This is a genomic window from Marinobacter sp. H13, assembly GCF_059072335.1.
The window spans coordinates 59,766-71,784 of record NZ_JCACRU010000001.1; the positions used below are offsets into that span (position 1 = coordinate 59,766).

Sequence of the window (12,019 nt, forward strand, 5' to 3'; positions counted from 1 at the left end):
TTATACCTGCACTGGCGCTCGTGGCTACCGCCGAAAAAAGGCTCAGGTGTAGCGTTTGCGGGGGCTTTCGGCGTTGCGGGAATCCAGACGCTGGCGTTTTTCAGCCAGTTTTATCTCGAGACCGCGGTTTACGGGCTCGTAGTAGCGGCGCTCATGAATGGCCTCGGGCAGGTAGGACTCCCCGGCGGCGAAGGCTTCGGGTTCATCATGAGCGTACCGATAAGTATCCCCATGGCCCATGCTCTTCATCAGCTTGGTGGGCGCATTGCGCAGGTGCACCGGGACTTCGTAGTCCGGATCCTGGCGGATGTCCGCCATGCACCTGTTGAAGGCGTTGTAAACCGCATTGCTCTTGGGCGCCATGGCCAGGTAGGTCACTGCCTGGGCTAGTGCCAGCTCCCCTTCCGGAGATCCCAACCGCTCCTGAGCGTCCCAGGCTTCCATGCTGAGTTGCAGAGCACGGGGATCGGCGTTACCAATGTCTTCACTGGCAATTCGCACTAGACGCCGGGCGACATAAAGAGGATCACAGCCGCCATCGAGCATCCGGCACAGCCAATACAGCGAGCCGTCCGGATCTGATCCGCGAACGGATTTATGCAACGCTGAGATCTGGTCGTAGAATACGTCACCGCCCTTGTCGAACCGGCGGAGGCTGGTCTGCATGACCTGCTCAAGCTGATCCGCCGTTACCCGATCCGTGCCGGCCTCATCCGGCTCTGACAGGTCAGCCGCCACTTCCAGGATATTGAGAGCACGGCGGGCATCGCCACCAGAGGCTGCCGCCATCAGGGTCAGCACGTCTTCATCAACTCGCAGGCGTCCGCCAAATCCCTCATCAACTGTCAGCGCGCGGCGTAGCAGCTGAAGGATGTCCTCTTCCTCAAGGTTCTTGAGCACGTAGACACGTGTTCTGGAAAGCAACGCACTGTTCAGCTCAAAAGAGGGATTCTCAGTGGTCGCACCTACGAAGATGAAGGTACCGTCTTCAATGTGGGGGAGAAACGCGTCCTGCTGGCTTTTGTTGAAGCGGTGAACCTCATCCACGAACAACAGAGTGTCCCGACCCTGTGACTGCTTGCGATTACGTGCCCGCTCAACAACGGCCCGGATCTCTTTCACACCGCTCAGTACGGCCGAAACCGTCTCGAAACTGAGATCGCTGACATTGGCCAGTAGTTGGGCGAAGGTGGTTTTACCGACTCCGGGAGGGCCCCAGAGGATCATCGAGTGAAGCTGGCCCTGCTCAACAGCGCGCCGCAGCGGTTTGCCGGGCCCGACCAGATGAGCCTGGCCCACATAGTCATTCAGGCTTGCCGGCCGCATTCTCGCGGCCAGCGGCCGAAAACCCGCGGATTCCGCGAACAGACTGTCCTGCATCAGGCCCCGTCCCGGATAATATCCACACCCTCCGGATAGTCGAGGGTGAACGCACCCGCTTCAACCGGTTCGTTCAGCCTGATCCGGTCGAAACTCAGTACGCTGAGCTGTGCCAGGGAATCCTGCATACGCATCTCCTGGAGCTCACCCTTGAAGAACGTCAGCCTGAGGGACGTAAAGAGGGAGTCCGGGCTTCTTGGCTCCAGAGTAAATTCACGGGTGTTGTCGCCTATCTGGCGACCGGACACCCTGTAGGTATCCTCCAGATTATCCACCTCACCGCTCAGTAAAAGCGCGGGTGTGGATTGCACTCGATCGTCGAGATTGTGGATCGTGACCTGTTCCAGGTCCGGATCGTAAACCTCCACGGTTTCGCCATTACTGACAATAAACTGCGACAAAGGCGCACTGGTCTCCCAGTAGAACAGCCCGGGGCGCTTGGCCTTCAGGGAGCCACGGGTTTCCTGAACCTTGTTGCCATTCTCGTTAACAACAATCTGGATAAAATCCGCCTGGTAGGACTCGTAGCCCTTCAGCAACGAGGCCAACTCGTTCGCGCTGTCGCTGCCCTCACTCGCACTCAGAGGGCCGGCAATAAACACCGCCATGACCAGGGTGGCCAGGCATTTCACAAAAGATCGTCCCATTGCTTGTTACTCCTAATCTCTGGGTGGCGGCGGAGCCAGAACTTCACGTGCCCCGTTGTGGCCTGCGGCGCTTACCACGCCGGATGCTTCCATGGCATCAACCAGGTTCGCTGCCCGGTTGTACCCGATCTTGAATTTTCGCTGTACCGAGGAAATCGAAACACGGCGCCCTTCCGTGACGAAGGCAACGGCCTCGTCGTAAAGGGCATCCACTTCACTATCCCCGCCTCCTTCCGAGAGGTTGGGAACGCCCGGCAGGCTCTCGCCTTCGGCGCCATTGAGAACATCGTCTACATACACGGGCTCGCCCCGGGCTTTCCAGGCACTGACCACGCGATGGACTTCGTCGTCATCCACAAAAGCCCCATGCACCCGAACCGGCAGGCCCGAACCCGGTGGCAGGTAAAGCATGTCACCATGCCCCAGGAGCTGCTCGGCACCACCCTGATCCAGCACCGTACGCGAATCGATCTTGGACGAGACCTGGAACGACATCCGGGTCGGAATGTTGGCCTTGATCAGGCCGGTGATTACATCCACCGATGGCCGCTGGGTGGCAAGGATCAAGTGAATACCGGCCGCCCGCGCCTTTTGCGCGATCCGGGCAATCAGTTCCTCAACTTTCTTGCCGACGATCATCATCATGTCGGCGAATTCATCAATCACCACGACGATGAAGGGAAGAGTGTCCAGCTCGGGGCGCTCCTGCTCGTCGTTGGCAAGGTATTCGTCCGGCTTCCAGAACGGGTCCAGCAATGGTTCACCGGCGGCCCTGGCGTCTTTGATCTTGCGGTTGTAGCCCGCCAGGTTACGGACCCCGAGGCTGGCCATGAGCTTGTACCGGCGCTCCATTTCAGCGACACACCAGCGTAGTGCGTTGGCCGCCTCCTTCATGTCGGTGACCACCGGCGCCAGCAGGTGCGGAATGCCGTCGTAGATGCTCAGTTCAAGCATCTTGGGGTCCACCATGATAAAGCGGACCTCTTCCGGGCCTGCCTTCAGCAGCATGCTGAGCAGCATGGCATTGACGCCGACCGATTTACCGGAACCGGTGGTGCCCGCCACCAGCAGGTGCGGCATTTTGGAGAGATTGGCAACCATCGGGTTGCCGCCAATGTCGTTACCCAGTGCCAGGGTCAGCGGTGAGTTCGACTCCTGAAACACCCGCGCGCCAAGCACTTCACTGAGCCGGACCATTTCCCGTTCTTCGTTGGGAATCTCGATACCGACCACAGACTTTCCAGGAATCACCTCGACTACCCGAACGCTCAGTACCGCCAGTGAGCGGGCCAGGTCCTTTGCGAGGTTGGAAATCTTGCTGACCTTCACACCTGGAGCCGGCTTGATCTCAAACCGGGTAATGACCGGGCCGGGATTGACCTCGACTACTTCAACGGATACCCCGAAATCCCCCAGCTTTTCCTCTAGCAGCCGTGACATATGTTCCAGGGATTCTTCGGAGTAGCCTCTTTCCTTATGCTCCTCCGGCGGGTCCAGAAGAGAAATCGGTGGAATCGGGCTTTCAATATCTTCCAGCAATGAAGGCTGCTTGTTGCCCTTGTCTTTGGACTGGGTCGGCTGTTCGTCCTTCTTGAAGGGCGAAATCTTCAGCGACCGTCCGGCAGACTGAGGAGATGCCTCGGGTTTGGCGGGTTTCCCGTTAGCGACAGGAGCCTCATCCCGTGAACTGAAGCTTTCGAGCCTTGCAGGTTCCGGGTCAACTTCGGCAGAGAGACCATCCAACGCGGGCTCTTTTCGACCGGTTTCTGGCTTCGACTCGGGCTTCGGGGCTTTTGGCTTCTTCGGCCCAAAGCCTGGAATCCGTTGCCACCAGCATGGTTTGTCGGCATCTGCTTTTTGCCGTTTGCTGTCCATGGCCGGCACACGGTCCTTGACCACAGGTGGCTCAGCTTTCGGTTCTGCTTTGGGCTCTGGCTTTTCCGACTTGGGCTTGCCTTTGAAAAGGCCTTTGATGGCAAGGCCCGTTCTGAGAGTCAAACCGCCCACCTGATCCATCAGCCAGAACCAGGAGAGACCGGTAGTAACCGTTAACGCGAACAGGAAAATGGCAATCAGCAGCAGGGTTGTTGCCGGCAGGTTGAAAAACCGCACCATAGCGTCGGCAACAGCCGTTCCAAGGACTCCGCCCGAGGACGCCCCCAGACCAAACACGGAATACAGTGACAACAGACTGGTTGCCGAGAGAAGAATCAGCAAGAAGCCACCGAAGCGCATCATGAAGAGTGGCCAGTGCAGATCCAGGGAATCGTTACGCCGACGGATGAGCATCAACGCGTATCCCGCAATCATGACCGGGAACAGATAGGCAACGTGGCCGAAGAAATCCATGAAAAGGCTGGCGAGCCAGGCACCAGTGCGGCCCGCATAATTCTGCACGCTGGTGTCATGACCGATACTGGCCCAGCCCGGATCTGACGGGCTAAAGGTAACCAGTGCCATGGAAAGGTAGATGCAAAGGGCAATAAGCGCGATGACGGCGCCTTCGCGAGCGCCCTGGGCGGCCAGCCGGCGAAAGCGCTGCTGCTTCTCTGTCAGTTCCTGTGGTGCTTTCTTCGCTTTTGCAGATTCGGCCATGAATGCTCAGACGTTATCGGTGCTTTCGTTCCGAAGCGCCTGAAAGCCGCGTTCAAGATCGGTTTTCAGGTCTTCTACGGCTTCGATCCCCACGGAAATCCGTACCAGATTCTCCGTGATCCCGGCCCGCGCCTTATCCTCCGGGGATAGTCGCCCGTGAGTGGTTGTGGCCGGGTGGGTGATCGTGGTCTTGACGTCACCGAGGTTTGCGGTGATGGAGATCATCCGGGTGCCATCGATGAAGCGCCATGCCTCCTCCCGCGCACCCTTGAGCTGGAACGACAGCACACCACCAAATCCGGTCTGCTGCTTTTTCGCCAGCTCATGTTGCGGATGACTCTGGAGCCCGGCATAGAAAACACGTTCAACTGCCGGCTGTTGCTCCAGCCACAGGGCCAACTCTAACGCATTGTCACAGTGGGCGCGCATACGAATTGGTAAGGTTTCCAGGCCCTTCTGAAACACCCAGGCGTTGAAGGGGCTCATGGTGGGGCCGGCCGAACGAAGGAAGCCATAGACCTCTTCCATCATCTTCTCTGATCCGACCACGACGCCTCCCACGCAGCGACCCTGACCATCCAGATATTTGGTCGCCGAGTGAATCACGATGTCTGCGCCCTGCTCCAGCGGGCGCTGGAGCACCGGCGTGCAGAAGCAGTTATCGACTACGAACAGGGCGTCGTTGTCTCTTGCCAGCTGCCCCAGGATCTCCATATCGGCCACTTCGCACAGCGGATTGGACGGCGTTTCAATAAACAGCATCCGGGTTTCGGGACGGATCGAAGCCTGCCACTCTTCCATATCCGTCAGACTGACAAACGTGGTTTCCACCCCGAAACGTGCCATGTATTTCTGGAACAACACGTTGGTGGTGCCGAACACACCCCGGGAGCAGATCACATGATCGCCGCTCTTCAGTAGCGCCATGCAGGTGCTCAGGATCGCAGACATACCGGATGCGGTGGCGACGGCACGTTCACCGCCTTCCATGGCCGCGATCCGACCTTCAAACGCCTGGACCGTAGGGTTGGTAAACCTGGAGTAGATGTTTCCGGGCTCTTCGCCGCCAAATCGCGCCGCCGCCTGGGCCGCGCTGCCATAAACGAAGCTGGACGTGGGGAATATCGCGTCGCTGTGCTCAAGCTGCCCGGTGCGGATCTGCCCTGCCCTCACGGCCAGGGTGTCCACGGACATCCCGTCCAGGTCGGACTCCGGGATCCAGACAGTTTCTTCGCGGCGAAAAGTCATCTACATCTCCTGCCTGAAAGCGGCGTTCAGTCTTCGTCGTTATGCAAGTCGATAATGCCATTGTCCCCGTCAGCACCACCGGCACTTTCGGATCGCTTTTCGTCATTGCGCAAGCCGTCAATGCGGCTCAGATACGCTTCATCGACATCACCGGTCACATAATCGCCAGTGAATACCGAGCACTCCCATCCCTCAATGTCATCGTTCACTTCACTGACGCAGGTTATAAGGTCCTCCAGATCCTGATAGAGCAGCCAGTCGGCACCAATCAGTTCCCGGATTTGCTCTACGGTGCGCCCGTGGGCAATCAGCTCACTGGCGGAGGGCATGTCGATACCATACACGTTCGGGTAGCGAACTGGAGGCGCCGCAGACGCAAAATAGACCTTACGGGCACCGGCATCCCGAGCCATCTGGACGATTTCCTTGCAGGTGGTACCGCGAACGATGGAATCATCCACCAGCATCACGTTTTTGCCACGAAACTCCAGATCGATCGGGTTAAGCTTCTGTCGGACCGATTTCTTGCGCATTTTCTGGCCCGGCATGATGAATGTCCGGCCGATGTAGCGGTTTTTGATAAAGCCTTCACGGAATTTCACCCCCAGACGATGCGCCATCTGCATGGCCGACGTTCGGCTGGTGTCCGGAATCGGCATGACAACGTCGATATCGTGATCCGGTGTCTCGCGGAGCACTTTCTCCGCGAGGGTTTCGCCCATGCGCAGGCGAGCCTTGTAAACGGACACCTTGTCTATGATGGAGTCAGGCCGGGCGAAATACACGTGTTCGAAAATGCACGGGTACAGATGCGGCTGGTCGGCGCACTGGCGGGTGTAGAGGGTACCGTCAGTTTCGATATAGACCGCCTCGCCCGGGGCAATATCGCGCACGAGGGTGTAGCCCGCTGCGTTCAGGGCAACGCTTTCAGAGGCAATCATGTATTCCTTGCGGCCATTCTCATCGGTGCGTTCGCCGTAGCAGGCAGGCCGGATACCATTCGGGTCCCGGAAGCCAACAATGCCATAGCCGGTAATCATTGCAATGACGGCGTAGGCACCCCGACAGCGTTTATGAACCGCGCTGACCGCAAAAAAGATCTCATCCTTGGTCGGGTCCAGCTTGCCAAGCTTCTGCAATTCATGGGCGAACACGTTCAACAGCACTTCCGAGTCGGAGTTCGTGTTGATGTGGCGCAGATCGGTCCGGAACAGGTCCTTGCTGAGATCATCAGCATTGGTCAGGTTGCCGTTGTGAGCCAGGGTAATGCCATACGGGCTGTTCACATAGAACGGCTGGGCTTCGGCGGAGCTGGAACTGCCAGCAGTCGGATAGCGCACGTGGCCTATACCCACGTTGCCCACCAGACGACGCATATGACGGGTATGGAAAACATCCCGTACCAGGCCATTGTCCTTGCGGAGGAAAAACCGTTCATCCTGAAATGTCACAATGCCCGCCGCGTCCTGGCCCCGGTGCTGAAGTACAGTCAGCGCATCATAGAGCGACTGATTGACGTTGGAAGTACTGACGATGCCGACAATGCCACACATGGATAAGTGTATCTCCGAGTGTTAAAACTGAATGTTAGCGGGACACGGACGCGGGTTCCACGCCTTCCTGCTCTGTAACGGAATCCGGTTCCGGCGCGTTTTCAGGCGCAGGCCCAAGAAAGCGCGCAAATTCATCGCCCAGGGTCCGTCTGGACCAGTCTTCAACCACCGCCAGGCGATCGATAATGATCGAGGTTCGCCACCAGGTATCCTGGGCCAGCGGTGTGTAACGGGTAAATGCAATCGCAACGATCACCACCACCACGCCCCGCAAAAGGCCAAAACCCATTCCAAGCACCCGATCGGTGGCCGACAAGCCGGTGGCCCGAATCAGATGACCGATCATGTTGTTGATGATGGCACCGACGATGAGCGTTCCAAAGAAAAGTATGGCAAAAGCAGCAATCAGCCGGACAAGCGGTGTTTCAACCGTGCTCTCCAGCAGGGACTGCATCTGGGGGTGGAAGGTTCTGGCCAGGATAAACGCGCCCACCCAGGTCACCAGCGAGAGGGCTTCCCGTACAAAACCCCGTTTCAGACTGATGAGGGTGGAAACTGTAATCAGGGCGATAATGACCCAGTCAATCCAGATCAGCGCTTCCATTGAAAACCCGGTGGAGAAAAGGAAGCGCGAATTCTATCAGGAAACCCCGGTTCGCCAAACCGCAAGACACACATAAACCGGACCCCGGGCGTTATTTTTCGCCGGAGGTCACCAGACTGTTAAGACCAAAGGCATCGTCCAGAGCCCTTTTGGCGGATTCGGCCTCGGTTTTTGACGCAAAGGGCCCGCTGAAGACCCTTGTCAGCGTTGTGTCGCCGCGGACAACCTCCTGAAGATGCGAGCCATAGCCCTTTTCCCGGACCTGATCTCTCAAGCGTCGGGCGTTGTCGGCATTGCCAAAGCTGCCCAACTGCACCACCCAGGCGCCATCCAGCGACCGCTCATACTCTGCAGCTTCTGTGGCAGCATTCTCCGAGGTCTGTTCAGATGTCTGAGCCGGCTCATTGGTGGATTCCTGAGCGTTGCCGCTCTCGGGCTGGGCAGCATCGGACGAATCGGTTACGTCCTGCATCTCATCCTGGCCAGGCGCCTCTTCGAGGATACGATAACCCGGGGAATCCCCTGCTTCTTGCGCGCTTGAGGGTGCTGCCAGGCCGCTATCGCTGGACTCAAGACCGTAAGACGGCGCCGGCGCCAATTCCGATTCGGGCGCTTCCACTTCAGGGAAAGGCGGCTCTTCCGGAATCTTGATGGTTGTGGACGTGCGCTCGGAATGAGGCTCATCAAAAAGCATGGGAACAAAGATAACCGCCAGGGAAACAAGTACCAGCGCCCCGATTATTCTCTGTTTCAGTCCATCCACGTTGCTAGGCTCCCAACTGTTATGACTGCGCCCCGACGGGCACCCATGCGCAGATACTAACTGGCCGGCAAGCGGAACTCAAAGTGTCAGGCACGGCCATGGACAAAGTTTAAGGCGGCCTGCCTAGCTTCCGGCTACCTTGCCAGCGAGCAGAATCTCGCGTGCTTCAGCGACCGTGAAGAAAGAACCGAACACAACCACAAGATCGTTCGGGTCAGCCACGGCCAATGCTGAAACCAAGCCCTCCCGCACGGATTCAAAAGCCGTCGCCTGGATCCCTGAATCGGACAGTCTTGCTTGCAGGTCTTGACCGGACAGGCCTCTTGGTACCTTGAGACCGGCCAGATACCAGGCATCGACCACATCAACCATGGCTCTGCCCACACCTGCCACGTCTTTGTCCGCCAGGGCGCCATAAACACCATGCACCCGTCTGCCCGGGGATTTTAGTTGACTCAGCTGACCAGACAACCAACCGGCAGCATGAGGGTTATGGCCAACATCCAGGAAGATATCCGGTGCGGAACCAACACGCTCGAAACGCCCGGGTACACTCAGACCTGAAAGCACCTGCTCAATGACTGGTACCGGCAGGTTCGGTTCAAGCTCGCGTATGGCAACCACGGCGGCTGCCACGCTTTTGATCGGCAATGGACCGGCGGGCAGACGAATCGCCCGGCCTTTATGGCGAAGCTCTACCGCCGGAGCATCATCGCCTGCTTGCTGCTCAGTCACTAGCTCATAATCACGCCCCAGCAGAGCCAGTTCGACTTTCTGCGCAGTGGCCTGCTGGAGCACCGAACGTGGCGGATCGGAATCGGCATAGACCGAGGGGATGCCCGGCCTAAGGACACCGGCCTTTTCAAACCCGATGACTTCGCGATTGTCGCCAAGGAAGGCAACATGATCGATGTCCACCGATGTCAGGATGGCAAAATCCGCGTCCAGGACATTGACAGCATCCAGCCGCCCACCCAGGCCAACCTCCAGCACCCAGTCGTCGAGGCCCGCACCGGCAAAGGCCACGAAAGCGGCAAGGGTTCCGAATTCAAAATAGGTAAGAGAGACATTGCCGCGTGCTTCTTCGACGGCTTCGAATGCACTGATAAGCGCGTCGTCGGAGATATCCTCACCATTAAGACGCAGACGTTCGTTATAGCGTTGTAGATGGGGCGAGGTGTAGGCGCCAGTCCGGCGGCCAGCCGCGCGCAAAAGCGCCTCAACAGTAGCAACCGCGCTGCCTTTGCCGTTAGTGCCAGCCACAGTGATGATCCGGGCGGACGGCTTTCGTCGGAACAACCGCCGCAGGACCACGAGGACCCGGTCCAGGCCGAGATCAATCTCTGTAGGGTGTATCGCTTCCAGGTAGGTAAGCCACTGATCGACGGTGGCACCAGCCCCCGGCGATGCCGGGGGCTGGTCTGCAGGGTTACTCAGCAGGGGCATCGGTTTCGGGCTTCTCCGAGACTTCAAACTCGATCGGGTCTTCGGTTCCCGGGCGCTCCTGGCCGGTAAACTTGGCGAGCACATGAGCAATGCGTTCGCGCATCTGGTGGCGATGGAGAATCATGTCAATCGCGCCGTGCTCAAGCAGGAACTCACTGCGTTGGAAACCTTCCGGCAGTTTTTCACGAACCGTCTGTTCGATAACCCGGGGGCCGGCGAAGCCGATCAATGCGTTTGGCTCTGCAATGTTAAGGTCCCCCAGCATGGCCAGACTGGCGGACACGCCACCGAAGACGGGGTCCGTCATCACAGAGATATAGGGAATACCCTCAACTTTCATCCTCTCAAGCACAGCGGCTGTCTTCGACATCTGCATCAACGACAGGATCGCTTCCTGCATGCGGGCGCCGCCGCTGGCTGAGAAGCAGACCAACGGGATACGCTCCTTGAGAGCAACATTTGCGGCCTGGACAAACTTCTCCCCGACCACTTGCCCCATAGAGCCACCAAGGAATCCAAATTCGAACGCGCAGGCAACTAAAGGAACCCCGAGCGTCGTGCCTTTCATTGCTACGAGGGCATCCTTTTCCCCAGTGGCTTTCTGCGCCTGGGACAAACGATCTTTGTAGCGCTTACTATCCTTGAACTTCAATCGGTCCCAAGGCTCAAGCTCAGCGGCAACTTCTTCACGACCCTCTGGATCAAGAAAAATTTCGAGGCGCCGACGCGCAGTCACCCTCAGGTGGTGGTTGCATTTGGGGCAAACATCCAGGTTTTTCTCAAGTTCCGGCTTGTAGAGAAAGGCACCGCATTTGGGGCATTTCTTCCACAACCCCTCCGGAACGCCCGTTCTCTGTTTCGACTCCGAGCGAATCTTGCTCGGCATTATCTTGTCCAGCCAGTTACTCATGGTCTCATCCTGTCCTTTGACGCCTGTTTGCCTTCCTCCCCTTCATTCAGGAGGCGAGACTGTCCAGTGCTTCACGCATCGGGTGGAGCAGATCCGTCAATGCCCGCTTGAGCTGGTCGGTATCTGCCTGATTTCTGGCTATTGTATCGACCAGGACGCTGCCAACAATTACACCATCGGATACCCGACCGACCGCCGCGGCAGTTTCCGCATCACGAATACCGAAACCAACACCCACCGGGAGAGCTGTCAGTTCGTGAATATGATTCACCTTGGCAGCTACCTCTTCCACGTTGATGGTGGCCGATCCCGTCACACCCTTGATAGAAACATAGTACACATAACCGGAGGAGTGCTCACTGATTGCCCGGATCCGGTCATCGGTCGTGGTTGGTGAAAGCAGGAAGATGGCGTCGAGATTTCGCTGGGTGAACAGCGGAGCAACCTCGTCGGCCTCTTCCGGTGGCAAGTCAACGGTCAGAATGCCGTCGACGCCAGCATCCTTGGCAGCATCCGCAAAACGCTCGTAGCCCATGGCTTCCATCGGGTTCAGGTAGCCCATCAAAACCACCGGAGTTGCGTCGTCTGACTTCCGGAACTCCTTGACCATGGCAATCACCTGCCTCAGCGAGGTACCGTGCACCAGGGCCCGCTCACAGGCAAGCTGGATTACCGGGCCGTCTGCCATGGGGTCAGAGAACGGCACCCCCAGCTCGATAATATCTGCCCCCGCCTCAACCAGCGTGTGCATCAGATCTACCGTGACATCGGGATGCGGGTCACCGGCAGTAATATAGGGAATAAGTGCCTTACGACCTTGTCCTTTCAGGGCCTTGAGGACCCCTTCAATTCGGCTCATGCCTGCTCCTGTTA

At 58.0% G+C, this 12,019-nt stretch carries 10 protein-coding genes; all 10 read right to left on the bottom strand.

Translation table 11 applies throughout. The annotated features are described in order from the left end of the window. Positions 1 to 42: 42 nt before the first annotated feature. A complete protein-coding gene (locus AC5JQH_RS00310) occupies positions 43 to 1,380 on the bottom strand; it encodes a replication-associated recombination protein A (protein ID WP_053115364.1) in 1,338 nt (445 codons plus the stop codon). After that, on the bottom strand, positions 1,380 to 2,027 hold the full coding sequence (lolA, locus tag AC5JQH_RS00315) for an outer membrane lipoprotein periplasmic chaperone LolA (protein WP_008171735.1): 648 nt from the start codon (positions 2,025 to 2,027) through the stop codon (positions 1,380 to 1,382). Before lolA ends, AC5JQH_RS00310 begins: the two co-directional genes overlap by 1 nt. Before the next feature lie 12 nt (positions 2,028 to 2,039). Continuing rightward, entirely contained in the window at positions 2,040 to 4,622 is a 2,583-nt protein-coding gene (locus AC5JQH_RS00320; RefSeq protein ID WP_053115365.1) for a DNA translocase FtsK, read from the bottom strand. A gap of 6 nt (positions 4,623 to 4,628) precedes the next feature. Further along, positions 4,629 to 5,870: an O-succinylhomoserine sulfhydrylase gene (locus AC5JQH_RS00325; RefSeq protein WP_008171739.1), complete on the bottom strand. Its 1,242-nt coding sequence runs from the start codon at positions 5,868 to 5,870 to the stop codon at positions 4,629 to 4,631. A gap of 26 nt (positions 5,871 to 5,896) precedes the next feature. Then, on the bottom strand, positions 5,897 to 7,423 hold the full coding sequence (gene purF, locus AC5JQH_RS00330; protein ID WP_493805128.1) for an amidophosphoribosyltransferase: 1,527 nt from the start codon (positions 7,421 to 7,423) through the stop codon (positions 5,897 to 5,899). A 34-nt stretch (positions 7,424 to 7,457) separates the two neighbouring features. Continuing rightward, a complete protein-coding gene (locus AC5JQH_RS00335; protein WP_008171742.1) occupies positions 7,458 to 8,027 on the bottom strand; it encodes a CvpA family protein in 570 nt (189 codons plus the stop codon). 91 nt (positions 8,028 to 8,118) lie between these two features. Then, positions 8,119 to 8,790 carry an SPOR domain-containing protein gene (locus AC5JQH_RS00340; protein WP_008171743.1) on the bottom strand — a complete coding sequence of 224 codons (672 nt, stop codon included), beginning with the start codon at positions 8,788 to 8,790 and terminating at the stop codon, positions 8,119 to 8,121. A 123-nt stretch (positions 8,791 to 8,913) separates the two neighbouring features. Next, positions 8,914 to 10,236 carry a bifunctional tetrahydrofolate synthase/dihydrofolate synthase gene (gene folC / locus AC5JQH_RS00345; RefSeq protein ID WP_491713124.1) on the bottom strand — a complete coding sequence of 441 codons (1,323 nt, stop codon included), beginning with the start codon at positions 10,234 to 10,236 and terminating at the stop codon, positions 8,914 to 8,916. Next, on the bottom strand, positions 10,220 to 11,146 hold the full coding sequence (gene accD, locus AC5JQH_RS00350) for an acetyl-CoA carboxylase, carboxyltransferase subunit beta (protein WP_008171745.1): 927 nt from the start codon (positions 11,144 to 11,146) through the stop codon (positions 10,220 to 10,222). Before accD ends, folC begins: the two co-directional genes overlap by 17 nt. A gap of 46 nt (positions 11,147 to 11,192) precedes the next feature. Then, positions 11,193 to 12,005, bottom strand: coding sequence for a tryptophan synthase subunit alpha (gene trpA, locus AC5JQH_RS00355; protein WP_008171746.1), 813 nt, complete (start codon positions 12,003 to 12,005; stop codon positions 11,193 to 11,195). Between the last annotated feature and the right edge of the window lie 14 nt (positions 12,006 to 12,019).

What these genes read in the sequence shown, in the direction of transcription:
- AC5JQH_RS00310 (WP_053115364.1), bottom strand. Translation starts at nt 1,380, where the DNA reads ATGCAGGACAGTCTGTTCGCGGAATCCGCGGGTTTTCGGCCGCTGGCC.
- lolA (WP_008171735.1), bottom strand. Translation starts at nt 2,027, where the DNA reads ATGGGACGATCTTTTGTGAAATGCCTGGCCACCCTGGTCATGGCGGTG.
- AC5JQH_RS00320 (WP_053115365.1), bottom strand. Translation starts at nt 4,622, where the DNA reads ATGGCCGAATCTGCAAAAGCGAAGAAAGCACCACAGGAACTGACAGAG.
- AC5JQH_RS00325 (WP_008171739.1), bottom strand. Translation starts at nt 5,870, where the DNA reads ATGACTTTTCGCCGCGAAGAAACTGTCTGGATCCCGGAGTCCGACCTG.
- purF (WP_493805128.1), bottom strand. Translation starts at nt 7,423, where the DNA reads ATGTGTGGCATTGTCGGCATCGTCAGTACTTCCAACGTCAATCAGTCG.
- AC5JQH_RS00335 (WP_008171742.1), bottom strand. Translation starts at nt 8,027, where the DNA reads ATGGAAGCGCTGATCTGGATTGACTGGGTCATTATCGCCCTGATTACA.
- folC (WP_491713124.1), bottom strand. Translation starts at nt 10,236, where the DNA reads ATGCCCCTGCTGAGTAACCCTGCAGACCAGCCCCCGGCATCGCCGGGG.
- accD (WP_008171745.1), bottom strand. Translation starts at nt 11,146, where the DNA reads ATGAGTAACTGGCTGGACAAGATAATGCCGAGCAAGATTCGCTCGGAG.
- trpA (WP_008171746.1), bottom strand. Translation starts at nt 12,005, where the DNA reads ATGAGCCGAATTGAAGGGGTCCTCAAGGCCCTGAAAGGACAAGGTCGT.